Below are 25,200 nucleotides of genomic sequence, written 5' to 3'. Positions count from 1 at the left end.
CGAAGCTAAATGGAGAAAATTTTAGAAGTCAAAGACCTTCACATTTCCTTCCACACTTACGCTGGTGAAGTGCAAGCAATTCGTGGTGTCAGCTTTGACCTTTATAAAGGAGAAACATTAGCAATTGTAGGGGAATCAGGTTCTGGTAAATCAGTTACAACAAAATCACTGATGCGCTTGCTCCCTGAAAGTAATTCAAAAATAAAAGCTGGGCAGATCTTATTCGATGGAAAAGATATTGCCAAAGCTTCAGAAAAACAAATGCAAAAAATCCGCGGTAAAGAAATTTCGATGATCTTCCAAGATCCAATGACATCGCTGAATCCAACGATGACCATTGGTAAACAAATTTCTGAGCCACTTATCAAGCACCAAAAAATAAGCAAAGCTGAAGCCAAAAAAACGGCATTACGCCTACTTCAATTAGTTGGTATTCCGAAAGCAGAAGAACGTATCAAGCAATATCCGCACCAATTTTCCGGTGGGATGAGACAACGTGTTGTTATCGCGATCTCGCTAGCATGTAATCCGCAGATCCTAATTGCGGATGAACCGACGACCGCGCTTGACGTAACCATGCAAGCTCAGATCCTTGATTTGATGAAGGATCTGCAAAAGAAAATCGATACGTCGATCATTTTCATTACCCATGACCTTGGTGTTGTCGCGAATGTTGCTGACCGCGTTGCTGTTATGTATGGTGGTAAGATCGTTGAGATCGGAACTGTTGATGAGATTTTCTACAATCCGCAACATCCATATACATGGGGATTGATCAGCTCTATGCCGACACTTGATAGTGAAGAAGAAGAGCTATATGTTATTCCAGGTACACCGCCTGACTTGCTTAATCCTCCAAAAGGAGATGCGTTTGCACCACGTAACCAATATGCGATGCAAATCGACTTAGAAGAAGAGCCACCACTATTCAAAGTGTCTGACACCCATTTTGCAGCGACTTGGCTGCTACATCCGGACGCACCAGAGGTTACTCCTCCAGATGCTGTTCTGCGCCGCCAAGAAGACTTCGCAAAACTTCATCCTGATATGCAAGCAGTGCATGCGAAAGGGGTAGAAGTACATGAGTGAAACAAGAGAAAAATTAGTTGAGATCCAAAATCTGAAACAATACTTCAACCAAGGAACTGCAAATGAAGTTCGCGCCGTTGATGACATCTCGTTTGATATTTATAAAGGTGAAACACTTGGTCTTGTAGGAGAATCTGGTTGTGGTAAATCGACGACTGGCCGCACGATCATCCGTCTTTATGAAGCAACAGGCGGAAAAGTGATCTATAATGGCGAAAATGTGCATGCGCATAAATCACGCAAAGAAATGCATAGCTTCCGCAGAAAAATGCAAATGATCTTCCAAGATCCATATGCTTCTCTTAATCCGCGGATGAAAGTAAAAGACATCATCGGTGAAGGGATTCGTATTCACGAACTTGCCAAATCCGATGCAGAATTGACGCAGCAAGTATATGAATTATTGGAAACAGTTGGACTGAGCAAAGAGCATGCTGGACGTTATCCGCATGAATTCTCTGGTGGTCAACGTCAACGTATCGGTATCGCCCGTGCGCTAGCTGTACAGCCAGAATTTATCATTGCCGATGAACCAATCTCTGCACTCGATGTTTCCATCCAAGCGCAAGTAGTTAACTTACTGCGTGAACTACAAAAAGAAAAAGGACTTACGTACCTGTTTATTGCCCATGATCTATCGATGGTCAAATATATCAGTGACCGTATCGGTGTTATGTATTTTGGTAAATTAGTGGAGTTAGCACCAGCTAATGATCTATATACCCATCCGTTCCACCCATATACAAAGTCGCTTTTATCTGCGATCCCGCTTCCTGACCCTAACTACGAACGTACTCGTAAACGTCAAAGTTACGACCCAAGCATCCATAACTATAAAGACGGCGAAGAAATCAAGATGCGCGAGATCCGTCCCGGACATTTTGTTTTCTGTTCAGAAGCAGAAGCAGAACAATATAAAAATCAATAAGAATCATTGCATCACCTGCCGGAAACAGCAGGTGATGTTTTATTAGAAATAAATGATAATATTCTCATTAAAATTTAATATAAAAGTTCCATTTTTCATTGGATTTTTGTTTAAGTCATGTATACTAGGGGTATAAATTAACTAATGATCGGTGTTACAACCTATTATTTGAAAGAAATTTCAAATTACATCTATAGAATTTCACAAAAATGGTGTATAATAAAGGATATAAACTATTCTTTCCAAATAGTGAGCTGCAAATCCTGTCATTAATTAATAGATGAGACAATAACCTGATAAGGAGTGTGAATGTCTAATGGTAACGTTATACACTTCACCTAGCTGCACATCTTGCCGAAAAGCACGTGCATGGTTAGAAGAACATGAAATTCCATATAAAGAAAGAAATATTTTTTCCGAACCACTTAATTTGGATGAAATTAAAGAAATTCTTCGGATGACGGAAGATGGTACAGACGAAATTATTTCCACACGTTCGAAGACATTCCAAAAATTGAATGTTGATTTGGACAGTTTGCCTTTACAACAACTGTTTGAGCTAATTCAAAAAAATCCTGGTTTGCTTCGTAGACCGATCATCATTGATGAAAAACGTCTCCAAGTAGGCTATAACGAAGATGAGATTCGCCGATTCTTACCTAGAAAAGTACGTACCTATCAATTACGCGAAGCTCAAAAAATGGTTAATTAATAAAACAAATTGCTGGATGGTTCCGCACGGAAAAGTCCGGCAATTTTTTTATAAAAAGCATATGTATTGTGTTTTTTAAAAAGATGCGCTACTATATAGTTCCACCAATAGAAAAGTGGGGCATGAAATGTATTACCCTTCGTTGTCAACAACCAATAGGGAAGGGAGCGAATAACGATGGAAATTGAAAGAATCAATGAGAATACGATCAAATTCTATATCTCTTACATCGATTTAGAGGAACGCGGTTTCAAACAAGAAGATTTCTGGTATGACCGTGAGAAAAGCGAAGAGCTTTTCTGGGATATGATGGAAGAATTGAAATATGAAGAAGAATTTACTCCAGAAGGTCCATTGTGGATTCAAGTCCAAGCCTTAAAACATGGTTTAGAGGTACTGGTAACGAAAGCTACAATTGGCAAAAATGATGGAACGATTGATATTACTTTATCGAATGATGATGAATTGGCAGAGGAAAAAATCGAAAAATTACTCGAGGAAAACTTCAATCCAAATCGCAAAGAAGCAGCAGATGATGCCGATACGTTAGAATTGGTACTTGAGTTTCGCGACTTTGAAGATGTGATCACGATGTCGCATGCGACAGGCTTAAAGGAACTACAAGCTAAACTCTATCATCATAACGACAAGTACTATCTGCATGCTGAATTCCCAGAAAATAAATTCAATGAAAGCAATATCGATAACACGGTAAGCATCTTGCTTGAATATGGGAATGAGTCTGATTTAACCGGCTATTTCTTGGAAGAGTATGCAAAACCGATTTTTACCAAAAATGCACTCGCTGAAGTAAGAAAATATTTCTAAAAAGTAGCTCGAAGTGATCGAATAAGATCATTTCGGGCTATTTTTATTTTTTTGCCTTTCCTTAAGGAATTGACGTGTAGCTGGCGAATAAGAAAGTAAAAGGAGGAGTAGATATGTTTTCAGCTTTAGACGAATCCGGTACAGTTACTTGGATCACCACAGGGAATGCGACTCGTTTAAAACAGGAAAAGAAAATTCTTTACTGTCCAAGTTGTCAAAGCAAGTTACTTATCAAAGTTGGTAAAACGAAACTGCCTCACTTTGCACATCCTGCCCATGCGAATTCATGCTTCCTTTCTGGCGAATCTCTGCTGCATCGAGAAGGTAAATACAGACTTGCGACATACTTTCGTCTGCAAAGGTGCTCTACTGAGCTGGAAGTTTATCTTCCCAATATCAATCGCCAAGCCGATTTGCTTATAAATAAGAATATCGTTTTTGAATATCAATGTTCCTCCATTTCGACAAGAGACTTTTTACAACGAACAACAGATTATCAGAGCCAGAAGCTAAAGGTTTATTGGCTGTACGGCAAACCATTAGAACGGAATAAGACATACCTTTATTTGACTGCATTCGGAAAAAACTTTTTACGATACCATCCGCGGCTCGGTCTGTTTTTATTTCGTTTTGATCCGCATAGCGAGGAGTGGCAGATTTTTTATCATCTGGCAAGTACATTTAAGCAAACAAAGTTTCGCTACCGGCAGCTCATCTTTTCAAAGGGAATAGCTTTGACAGATATTTTCAGCTGTCTGCGCAGGATTCGGCAACCGGCTTTTTATGCTGATGAAGGAATAGAAGCTGTTCGCCAAAAACGTATCTATATGTATACACGCTTTGATAATCGCCGTCCATTCATGCAGTTTCTCTATCAAAACGGCTACTGTCTTCAAAATCTTCCCTCCTATATCGGTATTATCACGCATTGCCAAGCATTGGTTCAGGAACCGGCATTAGAATGGCAGTTTTTTCTCTGGCATACTTTTTTTCAATCTCTGCGGGAAGGTGACACATTTACTACGAAAGCATACTTGCACGCATTCAAACAGATCGTGCATCCGATTCGCTTGCCAATGATCCAAGAAGATACTTACCTCGATCTCGGCACTGCTTATCTGAACTATTTGACACGTAAAAAATATATCCAAAACGCTGAGAAAGAAAGCTACCATGTCTTGCGTTCATTTTCTTATTAAGTGAAGGTCTGCATTTTTGCATTATTCGCATTTTTACTTCATAATAAAATAAGAGTCGTTGGACTACTACTATAACGCGTTTGGAGGTTTTTTCATGAGTGAACAGACATTACCATTAAGACAAGAGGTACCAGAGCATTTGACGTGGGATCTGACTACCATTTATAAGTCAGATGAAGAGTGGGAATCTGCTTTTAAAGAGATCCAGCAGTTAGTGACAGAAAGTGGCCAATATCAGGGTAAACTGGGGGAGAGTAGCGAAACCTTACTAGCGGCGCTTCGTTTCCGCGATACGTTGTTTGATAAGGCTAGTAATCTATATGTATATGCCCATTTGAAAATGGACCAAGATACAGCAAATCCGACATACCAAAGTCTACATAGCAGAGCTGGGAGTCTGATTTCTCAACTGATGGCTGCGGTATCTTATTTTGATCCGGAGATTCTCTCGATTGATGAAGCAAAATTAGCAGGCTTTTTGGAAGAAAATGCTGATTTGCGCTTATACGAACATTTATTGGACGAACTTTCAATCAGCCGTCCCTATATTTTGAGTGAAAAAGAAGAAGCACTTTTAGCAAGTGCAGGGGAAGTTCTTGGGAGTTCTTCGGATACCTTTAATACACTCAACAATGCTGACATCAAGTTCCCAACAATCAAAAATGAAGATGGCGAATCAGTGGAGATCACACATGGTCGTTATGGTAAATTATTGGAAAGCAAAGATCGTTCTGTTCGTGAAGCCGCATTTAAAGGCGTTTATCAAGTTTATGAAGGCTTGAAAAATACCCTAGCGTCTACATTATCCGGACAAGTAAAGAAATCGAATTTCTATGCTCGTGTCCGCGGATATAAATCTGCCCGGGAAGCAGCTTTGTCTGGGAACCATATTCCTGAAGAAGTATATGACTCGTTATTAGAATCTGTCAATAATAATTTGCCACTGCTTCATCGCTACGTAAAACTGCGTCAACAGTTGTTAGGAATTGAAGACCTGCGGATGTATGATCTTTATACACCATTATCGAATGATGTTGATTTGAACTTTACGTATGAAGAAGCGAAAGAGGTTGTGCTGGAAGGATTAAAACCGCTTGGCGAGGAATATCAAGCAATCTTAAAAGAAGCATTCGACAGCAGATGGATCGATGTCACAGAAAACAAAGGGAAACGAAGCGGTGCCTACTCTTCTGGTGCATACAGTACAAGTCCTTACATTTTGCTGAACTGGCAAGACAATATTGACAATGTCTTTACGTTGGCTCACGAATTAGGGCATAGTGTGCATAGCTACTATACACGTAATAATCAGCCGTTCATCTACGGAGATTATTCGATTTTCTTAGCAGAAGTAGCCTCCACAACAAATGAAAACTTGCTAACAGATTATCTATTGAAGAAATACGATGATCCGAAGATTCGTGCGTATTTGTTGAATCATTATCTAGATGGTTTTAAAGGAACTGTTTTCCGCCAATCACAATTTGCTGAATTCGAGCATAAGATCCATCAAGCTGATCAAGGCGGGGAAGCGCTCACTGCCGATTATCTTACTGAAACATATGCGGACATCAATAAGAAATTTTACGGAACAGAAGTAATGCATTATGATAAGGAAATTGGCTATGAATGGTCAAGAATTCCTCATTTCTATATGAATTATTACGTTTTCCAATATGCGACAGGTTTTTCGGCAGCTTCTGCTTTAAGTCAAAAAATCTTAGACGAAGGACAATCAGCTGTGGATGATTATATTGCTTATCTGAAGGCTGGTAATTCTGATTTTCCAATCGATGTGCTTAAAAAAGCGGGTGTAGATATGACGACCTCAAAACCAGTCGATGATGCGCTAGTAGTTTTTGAGAAAAGATTAACGGAATTAGAAACGCTTGTGAATAAATAATGATTTCAAAAAAATAATAAGAAGAGAGCACCTGCTTTAGGGGCTCTCTTTTTTGGGAGCATATTTCTGTATTCACCAAATATAATGTTAGAATATTACAGAATTATGGGCGGGGAGAAGCAGTTAGAGAATTGTATCACAAATTATATTTTTTCATAAAACAGTTGTATTGCCAACGGATATTGCTTAACGAGTACACCTCAAAAAAAGAAATCAAAAAAATCTTTGTGAAGTGTTGAATTACACAAATAAATATGGTATATTATTAGCGTGAAATGAATCACATTCAAATACCCCCTTTATTTGTTTGTGAAATTTCTCCTTTTGATTGCGCTGAAAAAAGCTGTATCCTTATGGATGCAGCTTTTTTCAATGTCTTTTTATTTATTTTGGATAACTTCTGTTTTATAGCCGTCTGGATCGGTAATAAAATAGTAGTTTGGTTCGTTGCCTGGCAAGCCTTTTAGCGAGGTAACGGTATAGCCGGCTTCTTCGTGTTCTTTATGGATCGCTTTTAGATCTGGGACGCCGATCGCCATGTGACCATATCCGTTTCCAATTTCATATGCTTCTTCTTGGTCGTAGTTGTAGGTCAGTTCTAATTCAAAGCCGCCTTCTTCAAAAGCAAGGTAAACGAGTGTGAATTTTGCGTCTGGGAAGTCTTTTCGTCTCGTTTCTTTCAGTCCTAATGCATTTTCGTAAAAATCCATCGATTTGTCTAAGTCTTTTACGCGAATACACGTATGTAGCATTTTTGCAGTCATTTTTCATTCCTCCTTATTCCTTTTCATATTTTAATATAATTGGAGAGTGAAAACAAACTAATTGTTTAATCATTTGGAAATTCGCTATAATAAGAAGCAGAAGGGTGCGTGTAAATATGATTGTAGATAGAATCGTGACTGGATTGATCGAGGAGAATTGCTATATCATCCATCAAGATAAGAAAGCGCTCATTGTAGATCCGGGCGCGGAGGCAGAATTGATCATTGCGAAAATCAAGGAGCTTGCTGTAGAACCAGTGGCAATTTTACTTACGCATTGTCATTTTGATCACATCGGAGCGCTAGAGGAAGTAAGAAATACATACGAGATTCCCGTATATGTCAGTCCATTAGAACAAGAATGGTTGGCTAATCCTGAATTTAACGGATCCGCTGCTTTTTCGGCCTATGCGAATCATCCTGTGATCTGTGAACCGGCTGAATACGAATTAGAAATGAAGGAATATGATATAGAGGGTTTCCGTTTCAGAGTTGTGCCGACACCGGGTCATTCGATTGGGAGTGTCAGCTATATTTTTGCTGATTTTGTCATTTCTGGAGATGCGCTTTTTAAAGGCAGTGTGGGTAGAAGTGATCTTTATACAGGGGATCATGAAACGCTGATTGCTGGAATCAAAAAACATTTATTTACATTGCCGGATGCATTTAAGGTGTATCCTGGACATCGTGACAGTACGACAATTGGTTATGAGAAGGAAACTAATCCATATTTTCAAGCAAATGGAAACTAGAAAACCAGCTAAAGTTTTGCCGGGATTAGCAAAATAAACAAAATTTATGGTGGGGATTTCAAACGAGCTATAGTTGATAGAAAAACTATTGCATCTGCTGAAATCTCTTTTTTTGTGCAAAGGATATGCTAAAATTAAGTGGTAAGCCAAACACTAAAGGAAAGGAGGCGGAAACATGTTAAAAGCACGGTTTCAGTATTTGATGGAAAAGAAAGGGATCAATCGCAAGCAATTGGCGGACGGACTTTTGACATTGCCACATTTATCTAACCTCTTGGCTGAACGTTATTTATTGGCGGATGATCTTGCTGGCGAGTTTGGAAAGAGATTGGACGTGGCAGCAGAGTACCTTTTGCAGACATCGGACAGCTCTCATCAAATCTTACAGACAGCCAATCAGTATATCAATCAAGTGATTACCGGCGATTATCTGCCGCGGGAGGGAAAAGCGAACGCCCTAGTACTCGAACTCACGATCCAATTAGCAAATGCTTGTTATTATCAATCGCAAAATGATCAAGCAGGCTATCAAAAGTTGCACGAGGATTATTTGAACTTTTATATTCGTTATTTTGAAGATGGTAGGATCGAGAGCTTGCCGGTGCCGCTGCAGAAAGCTTTTTATTATTATAAAGTCCAAACGTACCGTTCGCTCCACCAGTTTGAAGAAGCGGACAAATATGTTATGAAAATTTTGTCACTGCTTCAAGAAGACGAACTAGAGATCTGGCTTACGCTGCAAAAAATCGAAATGGAAGTATTGTTACATATCAAGGCTTATGACAGGCTGAAAAAAGTTTTTCAAACGACGGAACAGCGAGTGATGCAAGAGAATGTGCTGCATCATTTAGCTGGACTTTATCTCTTATACAGCGGCTTCACGTTCCAAATTGGTCTAACAGCAGAAGCCTTTTATTATTTGGCAAAAGCGGAGAGCAATTTAACATATCTTTCATCAGGAAAAGAAGATTATTTGATGATGATCTATAATAACCGGATCGTGATGCAGATTCGCATTCAGCAGTATAAAAAAGCATTGGAGGAAGTGGAGCATTTGCGGGAGTGGTTGGAGCAAAACAGCGATACACCTGCTCAGCTTTATGCCTTGCTTGCTATCTATAGATGCGATCTATTTCTTTTGCAGCAGGATTTTGCCGCATTAGCAAAAGAAGTCAAGCATTTGGAAGAAATGGAGAAAAATGAAGATCAAGTTCAAGCGCTGTCTTTTTATGAAAGTCAGCTGTTGTTTGAACAAAAGAAAATCGAAGAAGTGCTGCCATTGCTTTTAAAAGTCACCGAATATTTTGAGAAACAGTTTCAAAAAGAACGGTTATTGGTACTTTACGAACAGATGGGGATCTGTTATGAGGAGCTACGGCAATATAAAAAAGCAGCAGAAATGTATAAAAAAACGATTCAGCTGTTGAAGTAAAAGCAAAGGAGGAAAAACAATGCGTATATTTTTACGAGTAGCAAGAGTAATCGGGGTATTAATGATCATCGGTGGATCCATAATGAAATTCATCCAAGTGAATGAAACGATTAATGGAGGGATCACGGATGACAGTCTTAGTAACATTCTGCTTTATGGTGGGATCGCTATTACAGTGATCAGCTCGATCTTAGGTGTGTTTACCAGCTTGAGCGGCTTGCGGGGAGAGAAGATGAAAAATGGGGAGCTTGGACTTGGCATTACGCAGGAAATCCGTCAAACCGGGACCTATATCAATAACAATCCTCAAGTTGCTATCAAACTTGCTGTCATTAAGCAAGATGGTACGGAATTTGAAACAACGATCAAGCCGATCATACCGCTTACTGATATGGGAAGTTTGAGTATCAATTCACCACTGCCAATCAAAATCGATGATCGTGATCGTGTAGCATTGACAAGTGAAGTGATTGATCCTGAGAAGCTGCAGAGCCTTTATGAAGAATGGGGCATCAAGCATGGTTTGTTTACTGCTGAATCGGTCGAGATCAAGAAGAATGGCAGTGAGAGTTATGCGACGGTAAATAATTTAGTGCCACTGGGAAGCATGCAGCAGGATCGTATCCCTGTGGAAATAGAATTGACGTTGACTACAACAGCTGGGCGAGAAGAGACGGTGACGGTCCGTAAAGAGGTACCTCAAGAGGCATGGAGCTATGTCCAACCGGGAAACGTCATCAATGTGATTTATCTGCCTAGCAATCCAGCGAAACTGATTATTGTTTTTCCAAATTCGCCAGAAGCGATTAGAAAAAGCTTTGAAAATGCCTATGCGAAATAAATGTTTTATTTTCTCTACAAGTGGAAAACACTACTATGGAGATAGAAATCTTCATACTATCTAACAATAATAGTAGGAGGAGATACATGATGAGTGAAGATAAAGGATTTAAAGATAAGGCAAAAGGCCTCAAAGACAAAGTCGCTGGTGAAGCTAAAGATTCTTTTGGTAAGGTGAGCAATGATAAAAGCAAACAAGCAGAAGGTAAAGCTCAAAAAGCAAAAGGTTCTGTAGAAGATAAAGTCGGCGACGCTAAAAAAGATCTTTCTGATAAAGATAAATAAAAAAATGATGGCACTTAATTAGTGTCATCATTTTTTTTGACGTCGTAGCTGCGGTTGTAGTGGAAATTATAACCGATTGCTTTGCCAGTATGGATATTGATAGTAACGGTGTTTTCGGGATTTCCTGCACCTATGAATAAAATCAGAGAGTCATCGATCTGCTTATAGTCGCTGATCGTAACGTCGCCGAGCGGGACCGTCCAGTGGACGGTTCTTTTTTTGGTATCAAAAGAACTGATCAGCAAGCCGCTATTTCCCTCGATCGTTTTGGCATGGATAATAAATAATTGATTATCTGCGAGTAATGGTGCTTTCGGTGGTTTGTTATTTGGTCGAAATTGATTGAAAAATGAATCGTAGTTGCTCTTTTGTGTTAAATATTCAGATTGCTTGTCGTAGGCGGTTGTATAGTCGCGGTTATAAGTAGCTGCGTCTGTATAGTGGCTGGTATCTGGTAGCGAAGGCTTTTTGCGGTATTTTTGAAAAGCCGGCGGTAATTGGAATTGATAGGCATTTTTCTCATTTCCCCGCTGTAGCAGAAAGTGGCCGTTAATGAATCCCGGTGTATCAAGTTTTTGTCGATCTGCGACAGAGATTTTATCTTTTTGGTGTAACGTCGTAAGGTATAGATCACGCCGCTCTTCTGTGTTTTGTGCAATTCTCATATCTGTAGCTCCAGATTCGATCTTTTTGATGTCGGAGGCCGATAAGAAGACCGCATAGTCTGGTTTTGCTGGCGACATGGTGATGATTGGGCTGGTAAGTGTTAGATCTGTTTCTATTGGTGATGACTTATCTGAAAAGTAATCACTTGCTACTTTCCCAGCTAAGTGCTTGCCGCGCTTGGTCACAGTATCGAATTGATAGATATCGCCGTCGAGTCCCTTAAAGATGATCTTGTTACCACGGCTCGTGTAGTTGTCCGATGATGTTGGGAACTTCCCGGACAATTCAGGCGCTTTTTTCTCCAGCGCTTTCTGTGTTAGTTTGATCGCGCCGGTCTTTTTGTCGATCGCTGTTAATTTAGAACCATCAAATAACCAAATATATGTATCTTTGGAATGGAAGATTTTAGGGCTTTGCGATGTGGTACGGTCTAGTTTGACTTTCCAGATCGTCTTTCCGGATTTCGGGAGTATCGCTGTGGCGTAAATTTTAGAAGAGCCATAAGTGATGCCTCTGTCAGTCCCATTTGCTTTATATTCATCCGTTAGTACGGCTACAGCAGGCTCTTTATTATAGGTGAAATATACACCATCGCCGATCACCTTGGCGCTGCTGACGGATTGTAATGTCACAGTCAAAATCAAAAATAAGCCGACTGGAAAAATAACACCCCAGAATAAAATCGCAGCCATTCCTATGACGGAACCTATACCTATGCCTTTTCTTGCTGTTTTGGGTCGCTCAGAACGATGCGTTAGTGATTTTATCAATAATAAAAAGAAGATGAAAATAGCCGCAGCTGCAATTGCATAAATAAGTGTTAGCATAATGTTGTGCCCAATGCTTTCATTATAAGAAAGCGCAAAAGTGATTTTTTGCCATAATGTAAAATCCATAAAATCCCTCCCTTCTATTAATTTACCAAATAATCGCTTAAAAATATAGTTCCAAATCGCTTGTGAAAATAAACGATTAGAAATTATTTGATAGTTTTTTAAATCTAAATATAGGAAGGGAACACGAAAAGGCCACTATAAGTTGTAGGTAATAATCTTCGCTTCTACGTGTTAAAAGTCGCACATTTAAGTGCGAAAATTTTTTTCTAAGGCTTAAAACGTTGTGAATACTACTTTTAAAGAGGATTCTCTATTACTTCACAAGCACAACATCTTGATTTCACAATTAAAAAGTTATACTATATATAGTATGGAATAGCGAAAACGCTAGAATATAAATAAAGATTTGTCAAGGGGAAAATGACGATTTTTTATTAAATTTTTATTTCAGGGCTGACGACCGCAACCAGTGGTCAGCGGCAATCAGAAATGCAAAGGAGATGGGAAGCATAGATGGCAACGTATATTGTAAAAGACGGTGGTAACAGAAAATTGGAATTCGATCATACAAGACTGGATCGTTATTTAAACAAAGTGCATGAGGAATTTCCTAAATTAGAGATTGAGGACTATAAACGTAAAATCTTCAACTTTATTGAGAAGAAAGAAGATTATGCAGCAGATGATTTAGTAGATTATCTTATCCGTGAAGCGGAAGCACGTACAGATATCCATATTCCTGAATGGGAACACTTTGCAGCGCGTTTATATTTAAATAAATTATATAAAAAGGCAAGCAAAAACCGCTTTTATAATGATGACGATAAATATGGTTCTTACATCGGCCTACAAGAAAGCTTAGGAGAACGCGGAATCTATTCCGGCAACATCCTAAAAAATTATTCCAAAGAAGAACTGATCGAAGCAGGAAAACTGATCGATCCTGAAAAAGATAAATTATTTACTTATAATGGTCTTTATCTATTAGCAACGCGTTATTTAGCGACCGACTCCGAACGCAATGTTTACGAATTGCCGCAAGAACGTTGGCTGACGATCGCCTTGTACTTGATGCAAAACGAAGGAAAAGAAAAACGAATGGAGCTTGTTAAAGAAGCATATTGGGCGCTTAGCAATCTTTATATGACAGTAGCGACACCAACACTTGCTAATGCAGGGAAAGTCGGAGGACAACTTTCTAGCTGCTTTATCGATACTGTAGATGACAGCTTGCAAGGGATCTATGACAGTAATACGGATGTTGCTCGTGTTTCCAAACATGGTGGCGGTGTGGGTGCTTACCTTGGGTACGTTCGTTCCACTGGTGCAGCGATCCGCGGCGTAAAAGGTGCGAGCGGCGGTGTGATCCCGTGGATCAAACAACTTAACAATACGGCTGTTAGTGTAGATCAGCTTGGTCAACGGAAAGGTGCGATCTCTGTTTATTTGGATGTTTTCCATAAAGACATCGAAGCTTTCCTAGATCTTCGTTTGAACAACGGGGACCAACGTCTGCGTGCACATGATGTATTTACTGCTGTATGTATCCCGGACGTATTCATGGAAGCCGTAGAACGCCGTGGCGAATGGTATCTATTCGATCCACATGAAGTACACGATAAAAAAGGCTGGTATCTGCAAGACTTTTACGATGAGAAAAAAGGTGAAGGTACTTTCCGTGAAAAATATGACGAATTAGTTGCCGACGAAACGATCAGTAAAAAGATCGTCAAAGCGATTGATATCGCAAAACGCATCATGCTTAGCCAACTGGAAACAGGTAATCCATTCATGTTCTACCGCGATGAAGTCAACCGCATGAATCCGAATAAGCATGAAGGACGCATCTATTCCAGTAATCTATGTACGGAAATTATGCAAAACATGAGTGCAACACGTGTTATCCACGAGATCATTTCCGGCGATCAAATCGTCATCACGAAAAAAGCAGGCGATTTTGTCGTATGTAATCTTTCTTCTATTAACTTAGGACGTGCGGTATTAGCTGAGGATGAAAGCACACTTAGTCGTTTGATCGATGTAGAAGTAAGAATGCTTGACAACGTTATCGACTTGAATGAACTTCCTGTTCCACAAGCCACGATCACAAATAAAAAATATCGTTCGATTGGTCTTGGCACATTCGGCTGGCATCATCTACTTGCCCTGAAAAACATTGCTTGGGATTCAGAAGAAGCAGAAAAATATGCAGACGAATTATATGAAAAAATCAACTATCTTGCGATTCAAGCAAGTAATAAATTAGCACAAGAAAAAGGTGCTTATAAAGTGTTCAAAGGCAGCGACTGGGAAACAGGAGAATACTTTGAACGCCGTGATTATAGCACAGAAGCATGGAAAGAGTTGGCAGATAAAGTTGCAGCATCCGGTATGCGTAATGCTTACTTGATGGCAGTTGCACCAAATATGAGTACGGCACAGATCGCAGGTTCAACGGCTTCGATCGATCCGATCTATAACGCTTTTTACTATGAAGAGAAAAAAGACTATCGCCGTCCAGTTATTGCACCAGATCTATCTTTGAATACCTATCCGTACTATGAAAAAGGTGCTTATAAAGTCGATCAGTTTGCAAGTGTTCGTCAAAATGCGCGCCGTCAACGTCACGTTGACCAATCTTTGAGCTTCAACTTGTACGTGCCAAGTGGTATCAAAGCAAGCAAACTTCTTGAACTGCACATGACAGCATGGCGCGAAGGCCTTAAAACAACTTACTATGTCCGTTCCAATGATATTGACGTAGAAGAATGTGAATGGTGTTCTAGCTGATCCGCTGCAATCACAAATAAACATCAAGCGAACTGCTGCAAGCGATTGTAGCAGTTCCCTTACATATTTAAAGAAGGAGGTTGTGCCCAAATGGCTGACCAAAAGGAAGAACTACACCGTATCAAGATTTTAGAACCGCTTAACCCAAATCGTTCCACAGCAATCATCAATGGCGTAACAAGCGGCATTTTGAATTGGAACGATATTCCATATCCAAGTTTCTATCGTGCGTATAAAGAACTTTCTACCAATTACTGGATTCCAGATGAAGTAGATATGAAGGGCGATGCGAAACAATATCCGGAGTTATCGGAAGAAGAACGCTATGCGTATGATGCGATCATTGGTTTACTTGCGACACTTGATTCCCCGCAAACGCGTTTTATCTATAATGTTGCGGAATATGTGACGGATCCGGCGGTACATGCGAATGCAGCGATCATCGCGCAACAAGAAGTGATCCACAATGAAAGCTATTCTTATGTTTTAGCTTCGATCACCAACTTGCAAAATCAAAATCGGATCTTTGAATTGGCGCGGACTCATCCGACGATCATCAAACGAAATCAGCCGATCATGGACGCCTATGATGACTTTTTAGAACATAAAACTGGCGAAACGTTGGTTAAATCATTGATCCAGTCTTCTATTTTGGAAGGAATCAACTTCTACAGCGGTTTTGCTTATTTCTATAACTTAGTTCGCCAAAACAAAATGACAGGAACAGGTAAAATCATCAGCTTTATCAACCGTGATGAATTGGCGCATTCGAAATTCATTTCTGAAGTGATCCGGGCGATCTTAGGCGAAAACCCTGAATTGCAAACAGATGAATTAGTGGCTTATACACATGATGCTTTCAGACACGCGGTCGAATTGGAAACGATCTGGTCGGAAGAAGTAATGGAAGGTATCGAGGGTATCGATGTAGAAGAAATGGTCGATTACGTCAAATATCGTGCCAATAAGATGCTTGGCATGCTGGGAATCCCAGAATTATATCCAGGGCATAGCGAAAACACCATGACTTGGATCAAAGCTTATGCAGATAACTTTACCGAAACAAAAACTGATTTCTTTGAAATGCGCAATTCAAGTTATAAAAAGACAAACATGGATAATGGATTTGACGATCTATGAGAATATTGTTAGCGTATGATTCTTTGAGTGGGAATACAAAAATGGTAGCCGATCGGGTCAAAGAAGCGTTAGCAAAGCAACATGAAGTGACCGCATTTCGTGTTTCACCGGGGCAGGTATATCCGCTCCAGGAAACGTATGATCTCTATGTATTGGGGGCATGGACGGTCGATTACGGCAGGACGCCAGCTGACATGAAGGATTTCATCGCCGAGCTAGGCACGAAGCCGGAGCATGTTGCTATTTTTGGAACAGGCGAAACCCAATGGGGAATGGATTATTATTGCGGAGCTGTGGATCGGTTGGCGAAATATTTTAACAGCCAATATCCAACGCTGAAAATCGAGCAAATGCCGCACACAGCCGAGGATGAGGCAACGATCCAAGCATGGGTGGATGATATTTTAAGATTAAGGGGTGCAAGCAAATGACAAGTATTGAAATCAAATCATTAGAAGAATTTGAAACACATATGAATAGTGAAGAACTTGTATATGTAGATTTTTGGAAAGACGATTGCCCAAATTGCAAAATGTTGGACTTGTCTTTCAATGAATTCAAAAATTCAAGTATGGCTGAGAAAGTCAAAGTATTGAAAGTGAAATTAGAAGAAGTCGGTGAAAACTTTTTCTTTGATCAAGATGTTCGTCAAACACCGACACTTGTATTATACAGAGGCGGCAAAGAAGTAACTCGTTTGAACGGTTTTATTCCGCCAACTAAAATCGAAGAAGCATTAGAGCAAAACGCTTAAAATAAAAAACCGCTTGGTAGACATGATGCTCCCAAGTGGTTTCTTTTTTAGTAATAGCTTCTTCTACGTCTTTTTTTAGAACGAATAGCAAACAGGATTCCAAAGATAAATATAATAATGGAAACGATGCAAACGATAAATCCGCTGATCCCGGTAATGCTGAAGGAAACAAAGAAAGCAATGATCCCAATCAGGCCGAGGATCCAACCAAATAATTTCATATGATAGCTCCTTTCCACTAAGCTCCTCTCTATTATAAAGCAAATCCGGAAAAATATTAAGGATTTCAAGCAGAAAAAAAGAGAAAAAACAAGGCTTTTTTGTGAATCGTTTGTTTGTTATAGTGGAAAGTGGAAAAGGGAGGCAATGATAGTGAATTTTGAAGAATATCAAACGTTAGCAAGTCGAACAGCTCAAATCCATGAGCAGGCCCTTACGAATTATGGATTAGGAATCAGTGGCGAAGCAGGGGAAGTAGCCGAATTGATCAAAAAGTATGCTTTCCATGGCCACACATTAGACAAAGCAAATTTAACCAAAGAATTAGGCGATGTATTGTGGTATATCTCACAGATCGCGAAGTGGGCGGATATCCCAATGGAGCAAGTCGCAAGCGAAAATATCGAAAAGCTAAAGCGTCGTTACCCGAATGGGTTTGTGCAAGATAGAAGTAAATTAAAAATCGATTGATCTGATCACAAGAAAACCGTGTGCCTTCGTTCTGAAAAGAACAAGGGCACACGGTTTTTTTATTCATGGTGTTCCAAGATTTTGCGACCATGAAGCGGCTGCGTTTTTCGATTATTACCCTTATAATGCTTCTCAAATGCTTTGATTTGAGCACTAGAAATAGAAACAGGATGTTGCATCACATACCACTCTACATTTTCAGATAATGGCGGGGTAGTTAATGATCCTAAGTAATGGTAATATGATCGATTAGTAGGTAAAAGCTGTTCAAGAGGTAGATCTTTATTTTTTTTCTTTGTTTGCAAGTTAGTTAAAATCGTCTGGAAAGCTTGATTTTCTTTTCCTGCTTCAAGGAATATCGCAATGACAGCTATACGACCATCTTGAGCTTGATGCACAAAATGGGCTTCAATTGGAAAATGTTTTCCCGCCAATGTGTGTTCACTTTTTGCATGGAAATGAAGCTGTTCTAATTCAAATTGACGGCCATCGATAGTGGCTCTTCCTTTGTCGATTACTTGGATACTATGTCCATTGTCTACTTCATCCAGAATGGAAGAATCGTAATCTAATTTCAGTTTTCCGGGATCTTTCATCATTTCTGTTTTAGCAGGAACGATATCAACAGGCGATTGGGAATCTCCTGCTTCGAATTTCCAGCCCTTTTGATCTGTATATGTGAAGTGCGAGGTTTCCTTTTTTGGTTCGCTTTTCTTACTTGGCTGCTCATGTGTCGTGTTATTGGAAGTACAGCCAGCCAATAATAGTGCACTTAACAGCACCATACTGCTGGTAGTTAATAGTTTTTTCATGATGTCCTCCTATGATTTGGTTGATTTATAAGCCGAATGCTTCGTATAGATCTTGAAAAAAAGCATTCTCTTTTTTGATTTTCCATCTTTCTTTGTTGTCTGGGTCTTGCTGAAGATGCAAGGTCACCGTAGTTGGTTTTTGTTTAGCGGGGCTATCTAAATAGACGGCTGCTAAAGATTTTAAGCTGGCTTGATCGATAATTTTGGCTAACTCTTTATCAGAACTATCGGCTTTAACTTTATTTTGGGCTGTATCCATGATAGTGGCAATGCGCTTTTGAACTTTTGCATGATTGATATCTAAGCCTTTGACAGTGATGGCGACCGTAGCTTCTTTGTTACTACTCTCTTTTACAGAAATTTTATACGTCGTTACTTTTTTTAGATGCGTTTGTGCTTTTTGATAAAGTTGAAGAAGCTTTTCTTTCTTTTCATATTTGATCTTTTCCTGAATGGAACTTAAAAAGATGTTTTGGTTTTCTTGTTCGATCTGCTCGTCATTCATTCCAAAAATGGTTTTTAATTCAGGAGCTGGTTCTTGATAGATGAAGCTTTCAACAAGTGCTTCTGCTGCTTTATCAGGTTCTTCCGGCTGTTTGCATCCTGCTAAAGCAACTAGCAAGGCCCCTAATGCAATTAAAAAGAGATATTTTTTCATATTATCACACTCCTAATGATGGCTTTGATTATATTTCCTCTTTTGGGAAATGATTTTTTGGCGTTTTTCAGGAGAAAGTTTTGGATCACTCAGTTTTTTTCCGTAAGCTTTATTCTGTTCTCCAATTTCTCTGCCGTTCTTACTTGCACCACTTGTTGCATCAGTTTTATCTTGTGAGGCATGTTGCTGAGGAGTTTCCTTGGCAGAAGGGGTTTGTTTAGGTGCAGAGGGGGCAGACTTTTTCACCGGCTGCTTTTTTTGTGTGACTGTTTGCTTCTGCGAGGACTTTTTAGCAGGCTGCGTCTGAGATTCTTTTTCCGTGCGCAAGGCTGCTTTTTTTGCCTTAGCTTCTTTTCTTTTTTTGATACGTTGCTTCAATACTTTTGTGGTTACTTTCTTTTTGATACGTTCAATTTTCTTTTCTATAGCCGCATGTTGTACTTTGCTGACTGAAGATATTGGCGTAGCTTCAGCAGGAACTGCCAATAGGGTGAAAAGAAGTATGGTGATCAAAATAGGCAATCCGATTATATTTTTTTTGTTCATGTAGATATCCTCCCAGATCATTTTCCTTTCATAAGAAAGTGACTCGACAAAATCGAGTCACTCGCGAGTAAAATTATTTGATTTTGAACTCGAATTTTGATTGGTTAGGGAATTTTTCTTTGAATTCAAATTTCTTAAAGTTAGGATCCAATTGCAAATGTGTTAAGGTGTATTCGACGATTTGTGCTTTGTTTTTGGAATGGAAGTCAAAATCTGCAAAAAGCTTTTCGATAAGCTGTTGTGCGGCCTTACCTTTTAATTTTTGTCCTGTAAATTCATTTTCAAATTCTGCCTTGATTTGTCCGTTATCTTTCTTTTCATATTCGATCTCGATATCGTGATGTTTATACTCGATCTCAATATCAAATTCTTTAACAGGCAAAATCCCCTCAGATGGAGAAACATTTCCGTGATCATTGTTGTTATCATTGTGACTTGAAAATGTGCCAAAGTTTACTTGTGGAGACCAGCTGCTATTGATATAGGTAACTTTTAATCCCTTACCTGTATGTTTAGCGATGTCCAGCAAGATTCCATTTAATTGGTAGTTATAGGCACTTACTCGATTTGCGATAACCTGGGCTTTAGCTTTGTCATATCCAGCTGCTGTCCATGTAGAGGTTTGTTGCAATCGTTTATATGCTTTATTGACATTTTGGATGGTCAAAGGGGTCCCAGTGAGTTTTTCCAAATCGGTTTTGCTAAATGCTTTGATCGTTTTGTAAGCATCTTCTTGCACAATGCTGCCAGTTCTACTTTCTGCGTGTGAAATTGTAGGAGCGAGTGTTGAAACACCTAAGGTCAAGGCTAATCCGGTTGCTGCTGTCATAGTGATAAGTTTGTTCATGATTCTTTTCTCCTTTGTGTTATAGAATGTATAGTATTGTTTTATTCACAATAGCTGACTTTAATATAAAATAATTTACATATAATGTCAATGCTTTTCTAATATTTTATTTATAGTAGTTGATTGGATATTGTATAAGAATGTTGGAAATGCTATACTGAAGGGTGTTCTTTACTAATCTAAAAAAGTGAATAGTTAAATGTAGGAGGAATGGAAATGCGTCCATCCGCTCAGTTTAAAAAAGGTGTTTTAGACATTTGTGTTTTATATTTATTGCAGAAACAAGATCGATATGGGTATGATTTGACGCAGCAGGTGAATCGACATATACCGATCACAGAAGGTGCATTATATCCGTCGCTAAGACGTTTAGTGAAAGAGGGGTATTGTGCGACCTATTTAGAAGAGTCGCCTAGCGGTCCCTCACGCAAGTATTATCATATTACCAATACGGGCAGAGTATATTTAGAAGAAATGTTAGAGGAATGGGAACAATTTGTGGCAAGTTTTCAAAGACTAAAGGAGGAAGCAGATCAGCATGACTAAAGAACAGTTTTTGAAGCAATTGGATAAAGCTTTTTCTGGATTACCAAAAGAGGAAAAAGAAGAACTCCTGCAATATTATAAGGAGTATCTGGCAAGTGCTGCCCATGAAGGAGAAAACATGGATCAAGTGCTACAAGAAATTGGGACACCGGAGCAAGTCGCAAAGGCGTATTTAGAGGCGAACAGTGAGGTCCCACTTGAAAAAAAGGCTTACCGGGGACTAGTCGTAAAGGGCTGGTGGAAGCGAGTGGTCATCAATAGTCTTTTCTTGGTTGGTTTTCTGCTGTCATGTCTACTTATAATAGGCGGCATGGCTAGCATTCTTTTTCTTTTGGTCGATATCTGGAGCTTTAAGCAAATTCTTTTGTTCCAAATCTTTGAAATGCTGATCAGTATCGGGATCGTTTATCTTTCCATAATAGGAGTGAGACAACTATGGCAAACATACATCATTCGCAAAGGGCGTTTTTTATGAAAAAGCATTATATGATCGGTGGCCTTTTTCTAGTAGTAGGTATTATCGGCTTATTGGTTTGTATCGGGAATCAGCAATTTTATGATACAGGAAAGGATTATAAAAAAAGCTGGCAACTATCGCAACATGAACTTACAGAATTAACTGTGAAAAGTTCGAAAAATGTAACGGTGCAGCTTGAAAGAGGCGATGGGAAGCAAATCGTGATTACAGCATCTGGTAACTTATCAGCGAAAGAAAAAACCGATGTCAAAGGGATCGTTCCGCATGCGGGCAAGTTTTCTTTAACCATCGGAACACCTCATCACTGGCTGGAGAAGTGGCACCGACCGCTTTATACAAGTCAAAAGGTGATCGTTCAACTTCCGAAAGGAGTCGAATTGTCGAAAATAGCGCTGGAACTAAAGAAAGGGAACATCCGTATCGATCAAGTAACAGGCGAACAGCTGGATGTGAAGATCGAAAGCGGAGATATCCAAGGGAACAAAGGCGCTTTTCAGACAACACGCATCGATGCAGAAAATGCACAGGTAGATTTAACGGAGTGGCATGGAACTACGATGTTGTCTTCCGAAACGGGAAATCAGATCGTCAAAGATTCAACGGGAGACCTGACGCTGCAAAATCAAGTCGGGATGTCACAGGTCCATCGCCATCACGGTGAAAAGAGCGAAATATTCAATATGGCTGGAAAAATCGTAGCCACGGAGTCAAATATACGAAAATTAATTGTCAATTCGATAAAGGGAACCGCTATTATTGAAGGATTGCAAGGAAAACTTTTATTAAATACAAACGATGGCAAGAGTGTTTTACGTGATAATTTAGGTAGCCAAATTGTCAGGAGCAAAAATGGAGATGTGATTATCGCTCAGTCCCAAAAAGGGAAAATGTTGGATATCGCTAGTGAGTCTGGTTTGATAAAGTTGACGCTAAATCCTGTGTATCAACAAGCGAGATTAAAGATCCATGCGCCACACGGCCATATTGCTTCGGATCTTTTATGGTCAAAAAATGCAAAGCAACCTGTCATAAATTTACGAACAAAGGATGGGGAAATAAAAGTTTTAGAAAAAAATAAGTAAAATCAAAAACAGCGATGACATTCATCGCTGTTTTTGATTTTTTGGTTCATGGATTTTTTGAAGTAAGGGGGTAAAGGTAGAAAAACTATAAAATAAGATATATTGAAGGACGCTCAGACAAATGACAAAAGCAATAAAGTTAGGAGAAACAACGAAAATCAAATCTAAGAAAGACTCTAGCGGTCTTGTTAGTAAATGAATGGTGTGGAGTCTCAAGAAGCGACCAACATAAATCCCATAACTTGAAAGCAGTGTCAGTAAGATCAGTACGATCTGATACTGAAATACGCGTTGCCATTCCAATCGACGCATAAATTCTTTGATCATTAAAGATAGGGAGGTAAATCCGACAAACAGACCGTAAAAGATCCCGATGACGAGAAAAGTGAAATTTTTCCAAATATACATATCCGGAGAAAGATTCCCTTCAGCTGTGTAAGCACCTAAACGTTGCAGGTGAAAAATATCTGTCAGGATATAAGGCGCATTTGGATAGAAAACCAGCCAAATGACAGCTAATGGCCAGAAAAGCCAAGCAGCTCTTTTTTTCGCAGTTAAAAACACAGCGATCTCAAATGGGATATATGCAAGTGTCAAATTCAAAAAGACGAAGAAAAATGTATCTGCAAAGTAGTAAATAATAACAAAATAAGTAATTAAAAATAGGCGGCATGCCCACATGAATTTTGATAACACGATTTTCACCTCAACTTTAGTCATTGTACCATAAAATAAGGATCTCGATGTATTACTGTTCGATTAAATTTGCAGAAAAAGACTCGCTTTTTGGAAAGGAAATAGGTACAATATAAAAGTGAAAATTGAATAAAGAAAGGGTATGACGTATGAAAGCTTATTTTATCGACCGTTCGTACAAAGCGTCAATGGGAATTGCAAATGCAGTTCTGGTAACGCTAGGAATGGGACTGTTGCTGCAGACTATCGGTCAGCTCGCTGGTTTCGATTTCCTTGTGAAGATTGGAGCGATCGGCAAAACCATGTTGATACCAGGACTTGGGATCGGAATCGCAATGTGCTTACGCGCCAATACATTAGTTGCCATCAGTGCAGGTGCTGCGGCGATCATTGGTGGAGGAGCATACACGATTTCAGATGCAGGAATTTACACGATCGGCGGCGGCGAACCAGTTGGCGCGATATTGGCAGCAGTAATCGCCATTTGGATCGGCAAGCGTGTCAGTGGGAAAACCAACTTTGATATGATCTTGATTCCAGCAGCTTCACTTTTAACAGGTGGCATCAGTGGTTTATTGTTTGCGAAAATCATGACACCGATCTTGACGACGATCAGCGGTCAGATCACCTCTATGGTAGCAGGTTCACCACTTATTTCATCTATGGTCATTTCATTAGTATTTGCATTATTGATCCTTAGCCCAGCTTCATCAGCGGCATTAGCGATCGCTTTACAACTGGATCCGACAGCGAGCGCTGCAGCATTGATCGGCTGTTCAGCACAATATGTTGCTTTTGCTATCTTGGGATTTCGAGATAACAATTGGGGGGCATTTTTCGGGCAATTGATCTGTACGCCAAAGCTACAGACGCCAAACATTATCCGTAAGCCAAGTGTTATGTTGGTCCCACTATTAACAGCTGTGATATCCGGACCGATCGGTGTGCTTGTATTCCACATCCAAACATCCAATGAAGTTGCCGGTCTAGGGCTGTGTGCCTTTGTTGCTCCGCTATATGTAGCCGCGCATTCCAGTTTCAGCACTTTTGCTGCTTTTATTTTTGTTTCGGTTGTCTTGCCATGTGTAATTACACTTCTTGTCAAACCGTTTGTGGTAAAAGGGAAATTATTAAAGCCAGGAGATTTGCGAATTAAATTAGAATAAATGTAACATTTTAGACAAATTTGCATTCTGAACTTGAACAAAACTATAAAATAAAAAAGATATTCTATGTGATAATACAGACAAATCCTTCATAAGATTAGAGGCTGTCATGGATACTTTTTTACGATTAACAGATAGTGAATATGTCGAAATCAAACAAGCGCTCCTTGTGGATAAGGAAGTAACATTCATAGATCAAGAAGCTTTTCAAAAAAAATACCACCTATCTAAAGATAAAGCAGAAATGTTGCTTGGAAAGCTGCTAGAAGATGGTGTACTGATGAGTAAGGCAAATGATCCACGTTGTTATAAAAAAATGGATACATGGCTGTACTTAAAAATTCGGAAAATCAAATTGACGTTCACACATCTTCACTTTGCCTTACAGAAATTGGAAGACTCGGAAAAAAACAGCTGCAGCAGCTGCTTGAAAGAGACATTAGAGCTGATGGAACAAGCTTATAAACGGCAAGAGCAGCACACCTTTGAAAGAGCGATCCAGGACTTCTATTCTTGTTTGATCCGTTATACAGAAATCGAATTATTGCATAAGGGGAAGGATAATATTCTAGAGTTGTTTTTATCCGAACGGTTCAATCAAGAACAGGTCGCCAAGTGGCATGATCTACTGGGTAATCTGACAAAAGCCTTGCAGGCAAGGTATTTCAGCGAAGGGCACTCCATTATTCGCCAAATGATGGGGGCGTACATTCAGCTTTATATTGATAAAAAGGCAGCATGAAAAGACCCCTTCCTATTTG

28 protein-coding genes are annotated in these 25,200 nt (G+C 39.5%); 20 read left to right on the top strand and 8 right to left on the bottom strand.

All coding sequences use genetic code 11. The annotated features are described in order from the left end of the window. Positions 1-9 precede the first annotated feature (9 nt). The 6 genes from EL241_RS10540 (at position 10) to pepF (ending at position 6,659) form a co-directional block, all read left to right on the top strand. On the top strand, positions 10-1,089 hold the full coding sequence (locus tag EL241_RS10540; protein ID WP_003754494.1) for an ABC transporter ATP-binding protein: 1,080 nt from the start codon (positions 10-12) through the stop codon (positions 1,087-1,089). Continuing rightward, complete coding sequence (locus tag EL241_RS10535; protein ID WP_003754496.1) at positions 1,082-2,017, top strand: ABC transporter ATP-binding protein; 936 nt, start codon at positions 1,082-1,084, stop codon at positions 2,015-2,017. The genes EL241_RS10540 and EL241_RS10535 overlap by 8 nt, the downstream gene beginning before the upstream one ends. A gap of 316 nt (positions 2,018-2,333) precedes the next feature. After that, on the top strand, positions 2,334-2,729 hold the full coding sequence (gene spxA, locus EL241_RS10530; protein WP_003754497.1) for a transcriptional regulator SpxA: 396 nt from the start codon (positions 2,334-2,336) through the stop codon (positions 2,727-2,729). A 177-nt stretch (positions 2,730-2,906) separates the two neighbouring features. Further along, positions 2,907-3,557 (top strand): adaptor protein MecA, encoded by a 651-nt coding sequence (mecA, locus tag EL241_RS10525; protein WP_003754499.1) that lies wholly within the window; start codon positions 2,907-2,909, stop codon positions 3,555-3,557. 113 nt (positions 3,558-3,670) lie between these two features. Next, complete coding sequence (locus tag EL241_RS10520; protein ID WP_036104875.1) at positions 3,671-4,756, top strand: competence protein CoiA family protein; 1,086 nt, start codon at positions 3,671-3,673, stop codon at positions 4,754-4,756. A gap of 94 nt (positions 4,757-4,850) precedes the next feature. Further along, the gene (pepF, locus tag EL241_RS10515; protein ID WP_003754502.1) at positions 4,851-6,659 is read left to right on the top strand and encodes an oligoendopeptidase F; all 1,809 of its coding nucleotides are present in this window, start codon (positions 4,851-4,853) and stop codon (positions 6,657-6,659) included. 380 nt (positions 6,660-7,039) lie between these two features. Here the strand turns inward: pepF and gloA are convergent, their stop codons facing one another. Next, positions 7,040-7,423, bottom strand: coding sequence for a lactoylglutathione lyase (gloA, locus tag EL241_RS10510; RefSeq protein WP_036104877.1), 384 nt, complete (start codon positions 7,421-7,423; stop codon positions 7,040-7,042). Positions 7,424-7,539: 116 nt separating this feature from the next. Between gloA and EL241_RS10505 the strand changes: the two genes are divergently transcribed. The 4 genes from EL241_RS10505 (at position 7,540) to EL241_RS10490 (ending at position 10,732) form a co-directional block, all read left to right on the top strand. After that, complete coding sequence (locus EL241_RS10505) at positions 7,540-8,175, top strand: MBL fold metallo-hydrolase (protein WP_036104878.1); 636 nt, start codon at positions 7,540-7,542, stop codon at positions 8,173-8,175. A 175-nt stretch (positions 8,176-8,350) separates the two neighbouring features. Further along, positions 8,351-9,607, top strand: coding sequence for a hypothetical protein (locus EL241_RS10500; protein ID WP_126320569.1), 1,257 nt, complete (start codon positions 8,351-8,353; stop codon positions 9,605-9,607). A 19-nt stretch (positions 9,608-9,626) separates the two neighbouring features. Next, complete coding sequence (locus EL241_RS10495; RefSeq protein WP_036104887.1) at positions 9,627-10,448, top strand: hypothetical protein; 822 nt, start codon at positions 9,627-9,629, stop codon at positions 10,446-10,448. Between the two features lie 89 nt (positions 10,449-10,537). Beyond that, positions 10,538-10,732 carry a CsbD family protein gene (locus EL241_RS10490; RefSeq protein WP_036104890.1) on the top strand — a complete coding sequence of 65 codons (195 nt, stop codon included), beginning with the start codon at positions 10,538-10,540 and terminating at the stop codon, positions 10,730-10,732. Positions 10,733-10,746: 14 nt separating this feature from the next. On the opposite strand, the gene EL241_RS10485 is transcribed toward EL241_RS10490, so the two are convergent. Beyond that, positions 10,747-12,294: a PA2928 family protein gene (locus tag EL241_RS10485; protein ID WP_126320568.1), complete on the bottom strand. Its 1,548-nt coding sequence runs from the start codon at positions 12,292-12,294 to the stop codon at positions 10,747-10,749. Between the two features lie 453 nt (positions 12,295-12,747). Here EL241_RS10485 and EL241_RS10480 point away from each other — a divergent pair, with 453 nt between their 5' ends. The 4 genes from EL241_RS10480 (at position 12,748) to EL241_RS10465 (ending at position 16,918) form a co-directional block, all read left to right on the top strand. Beyond that, positions 12,748-15,024: a ribonucleoside-diphosphate reductase subunit alpha gene (locus tag EL241_RS10480; RefSeq protein WP_036104894.1), complete on the top strand. Its 2,277-nt coding sequence runs from the start codon at positions 12,748-12,750 to the stop codon at positions 15,022-15,024. Positions 15,025-15,114: 90 nt separating this feature from the next. Next, the gene (locus tag EL241_RS10475; RefSeq protein ID WP_003754513.1) at positions 15,115-16,164 is read left to right on the top strand and encodes a ribonucleotide-diphosphate reductase subunit beta; all 1,050 of its coding nucleotides are present in this window, start codon (positions 15,115-15,117) and stop codon (positions 16,162-16,164) included. Next, entirely contained in the window at positions 16,161-16,595 is a 435-nt protein-coding gene (locus EL241_RS10470; protein ID WP_003754515.1) for a flavodoxin, read from the top strand. Before EL241_RS10475 ends, EL241_RS10470 begins: the two co-directional genes overlap by 4 nt. Further along, positions 16,592-16,918 (top strand): thioredoxin family protein, encoded by a 327-nt coding sequence (locus EL241_RS10465; RefSeq protein ID WP_003754517.1) that lies wholly within the window; start codon positions 16,592-16,594, stop codon positions 16,916-16,918. The genes EL241_RS10470 and EL241_RS10465 overlap by 4 nt, the downstream gene beginning before the upstream one ends. A gap of 47 nt (positions 16,919-16,965) precedes the next feature. On the opposite strand, the gene EL241_RS13690 is transcribed toward EL241_RS10465, so the two are convergent. Continuing rightward, positions 16,966-17,139, bottom strand: a complete 174-nt coding sequence (locus tag EL241_RS13690) for a hypothetical protein (protein WP_003754518.1) — start codon at positions 17,137-17,139, stop codon at positions 16,966-16,968. 151 nt (positions 17,140-17,290) lie between these two features. On the opposite strand from EL241_RS13690, the gene EL241_RS10460 reads away from it, so the two are divergent. Then, on the top strand, positions 17,291-17,608 hold the full coding sequence (locus EL241_RS10460; RefSeq protein WP_036104900.1) for a nucleoside triphosphate pyrophosphohydrolase family protein: 318 nt from the start codon (positions 17,291-17,293) through the stop codon (positions 17,606-17,608). A gap of 59 nt (positions 17,609-17,667) precedes the next feature. On the opposite strand, the gene EL241_RS10455 is transcribed toward EL241_RS10460, so the two are convergent. The 4 genes from EL241_RS10455 to EL241_RS10440 all read right to left on the bottom strand — a co-directional run bounded on the left by EL241_RS10455 (position 17,668) and on the right by EL241_RS10440 (position 20,471). Beyond that, positions 17,668-18,420, bottom strand: a complete 753-nt coding sequence (locus EL241_RS10455) for a carbonic anhydrase (RefSeq protein ID WP_126320567.1) — start codon at positions 18,418-18,420, stop codon at positions 17,668-17,670. A 25-nt stretch (positions 18,421-18,445) separates the two neighbouring features. Then, positions 18,446-19,078, bottom strand: coding sequence for a DUF5105 domain-containing protein (locus tag EL241_RS10450; protein ID WP_126320566.1), 633 nt, complete (start codon positions 19,076-19,078; stop codon positions 18,446-18,448). A 12-nt stretch (positions 19,079-19,090) separates the two neighbouring features. Then, complete coding sequence (locus EL241_RS10445; RefSeq protein ID WP_126320565.1) at positions 19,091-19,624, bottom strand: hypothetical protein; 534 nt, start codon at positions 19,622-19,624, stop codon at positions 19,091-19,093. A 73-nt stretch (positions 19,625-19,697) separates the two neighbouring features. After that, a complete protein-coding gene (locus tag EL241_RS10440) occupies positions 19,698-20,471 on the bottom strand; it encodes a YusW family protein (RefSeq protein ID WP_036104911.1) in 774 nt (257 codons plus the stop codon). Between the two features lie 216 nt (positions 20,472-20,687). Here EL241_RS10440 and EL241_RS10435 point away from each other — a divergent pair, with 216 nt between their 5' ends. The 3 genes from EL241_RS10435 to EL241_RS10425 are packed head-to-tail and all read left to right on the top strand — an operon-like array spanning position 20,688 to position 22,577. Continuing rightward, on the top strand, positions 20,688-21,017 hold the full coding sequence (locus EL241_RS10435; protein ID WP_036104913.1) for a PadR family transcriptional regulator: 330 nt from the start codon (positions 20,688-20,690) through the stop codon (positions 21,015-21,017). Beyond that, positions 21,010-21,492, top strand: a complete 483-nt coding sequence (locus EL241_RS10430; protein ID WP_036104916.1) for a DUF1700 domain-containing protein — start codon at positions 21,010-21,012, stop codon at positions 21,490-21,492. The genes EL241_RS10435 and EL241_RS10430 overlap by 8 nt, the downstream gene beginning before the upstream one ends. Further along, complete coding sequence (locus EL241_RS10425) at positions 21,489-22,577, top strand: DUF4097 family beta strand repeat-containing protein (protein WP_170166161.1); 1,089 nt, start codon at positions 21,489-21,491, stop codon at positions 22,575-22,577. Before EL241_RS10430 ends, EL241_RS10425 begins: the two co-directional genes overlap by 4 nt. A gap of 21 nt (positions 22,578-22,598) precedes the next feature. Here EL241_RS10425 and EL241_RS10420 read toward each other — a convergent pair whose 3' ends face one another. Continuing rightward, positions 22,599-23,297, bottom strand: coding sequence for a DUF1361 domain-containing protein (locus EL241_RS10420; protein WP_036104920.1), 699 nt, complete (start codon positions 23,295-23,297; stop codon positions 22,599-22,601). A gap of 125 nt (positions 23,298-23,422) precedes the next feature. Here EL241_RS10420 and EL241_RS10415 point away from each other — a divergent pair, with 125 nt between their 5' ends. After that, a complete protein-coding gene (locus tag EL241_RS10415; protein WP_036104923.1) occupies positions 23,423-24,439 on the top strand; it encodes a PTS sugar transporter subunit IIC in 1,017 nt (338 codons plus the stop codon). Between the two features lie 109 nt (positions 24,440-24,548). Then, a complete protein-coding gene (locus EL241_RS10410; protein WP_003754533.1) occupies positions 24,549-25,181 on the top strand; it encodes a hypothetical protein in 633 nt (210 codons plus the stop codon). Positions 25,182-25,200: the final 19 nt, after the last annotated feature.

Source organism: Listeria grayi, assembly GCF_900638015.1.
GTDB lineage: Bacteria > Bacillota > Bacilli > Lactobacillales > Listeriaceae > Listeria > Listeria grayi.
The sequence above is the reverse complement of the archived record's forward strand: the minus strand, read 5'-3'. Positions and strand labels throughout refer to the sequence as shown.

Coding starts and splice junctions, on each gene's coding strand:
- mecA (WP_003754499.1), top strand. CDS start 2,907: ATGGAAATTGAAAGAATCAATGAGAATACGATCAAATTCTATATCTCT.
- EL241_RS10475 (WP_003754513.1), top strand. CDS start 15,115: ATGGCTGACCAAAAGGAAGAACTACACCGTATCAAGATTTTAGAACCG.
- EL241_RS10440 (WP_036104911.1), bottom strand. CDS start 20,471: ATGAACAAACTTATCACTATGACAGCAGCAACCGGATTAGCCTTGACC.
- EL241_RS10455 (WP_126320567.1), bottom strand. CDS start 18,420: ATGAAAAAACTATTAACTACCAGCAGTATGGTGCTGTTAAGTGCACTA.
- EL241_RS10450 (WP_126320566.1), bottom strand. CDS start 19,078: ATGAAAAAATATCTCTTTTTAATTGCATTAGGGGCCTTGCTAGTTGCT.
- EL241_RS10500 (WP_126320569.1), top strand. CDS start 8,351: ATGTTAAAAGCACGGTTTCAGTATTTGATGGAAAAGAAAGGGATCAAT.
- EL241_RS10535 (WP_003754496.1), top strand. CDS start 1,082: ATGAGTGAAACAAGAGAAAAATTAGTTGAGATCCAAAATCTGAAACAA.
- EL241_RS10490 (WP_036104890.1), top strand. CDS start 10,538: ATGAGTGAAGATAAAGGATTTAAAGATAAGGCAAAAGGCCTCAAAGAC.
- EL241_RS10465 (WP_003754517.1), top strand. CDS start 16,592: ATGACAAGTATTGAAATCAAATCATTAGAAGAATTTGAAACACATATG.
- EL241_RS10470 (WP_003754515.1), top strand. CDS start 16,161: ATGAGAATATTGTTAGCGTATGATTCTTTGAGTGGGAATACAAAAATG.
- EL241_RS10445 (WP_126320565.1), bottom strand. CDS start 19,624: ATGAACAAAAAAAATATAATCGGATTGCCTATTTTGATCACCATACTT.
- EL241_RS10415 (WP_036104923.1), top strand. CDS start 23,423: ATGAAAGCTTATTTTATCGACCGTTCGTACAAAGCGTCAATGGGAATT.
- EL241_RS10425 (WP_170166161.1), top strand. CDS start 21,489: ATGAAAAAGCATTATATGATCGGTGGCCTTTTTCTAGTAGTAGGTATT.
- pepF (WP_003754502.1), top strand. CDS start 4,851: ATGAGTGAACAGACATTACCATTAAGACAAGAGGTACCAGAGCATTTG.
- EL241_RS10495 (WP_036104887.1), top strand. CDS start 9,627: ATGCGTATATTTTTACGAGTAGCAAGAGTAATCGGGGTATTAATGATC.
- EL241_RS13690 (WP_003754518.1), bottom strand. CDS start 17,139: ATGAAATTATTTGGTTGGATCCTCGGCCTGATTGGGATCATTGCTTTC.
- EL241_RS10480 (WP_036104894.1), top strand. CDS start 12,748: ATGGCAACGTATATTGTAAAAGACGGTGGTAACAGAAAATTGGAATTC.
- EL241_RS10485 (WP_126320568.1), bottom strand. CDS start 12,294: ATGGATTTTACATTATGGCAAAAAATCACTTTTGCGCTTTCTTATAAT.
- EL241_RS10430 (WP_036104916.1), top strand. CDS start 21,010: ATGACTAAAGAACAGTTTTTGAAGCAATTGGATAAAGCTTTTTCTGGA.
- EL241_RS10520 (WP_036104875.1), top strand. CDS start 3,671: ATGTTTTCAGCTTTAGACGAATCCGGTACAGTTACTTGGATCACCACA.
- EL241_RS10410 (WP_003754533.1), top strand. CDS start 24,549: ATGGATACTTTTTTACGATTAACAGATAGTGAATATGTCGAAATCAAA.
- spxA (WP_003754497.1), top strand. CDS start 2,334: ATGGTAACGTTATACACTTCACCTAGCTGCACATCTTGCCGAAAAGCA.
- EL241_RS10540 (WP_003754494.1), top strand. CDS start 10: ATGGAGAAAATTTTAGAAGTCAAAGACCTTCACATTTCCTTCCACACT.
- EL241_RS10435 (WP_036104913.1), top strand. CDS start 20,688: ATGCGTCCATCCGCTCAGTTTAAAAAAGGTGTTTTAGACATTTGTGTT.
- EL241_RS10420 (WP_036104920.1), bottom strand. CDS start 23,297: ATGACTAAAGTTGAGGTGAAAATCGTGTTATCAAAATTCATGTGGGCA.
- EL241_RS10505 (WP_036104878.1), top strand. CDS start 7,540: ATGATTGTAGATAGAATCGTGACTGGATTGATCGAGGAGAATTGCTAT.
- gloA (WP_036104877.1), bottom strand. CDS start 7,423: ATGACTGCAAAAATGCTACATACGTGTATTCGCGTAAAAGACTTAGAC.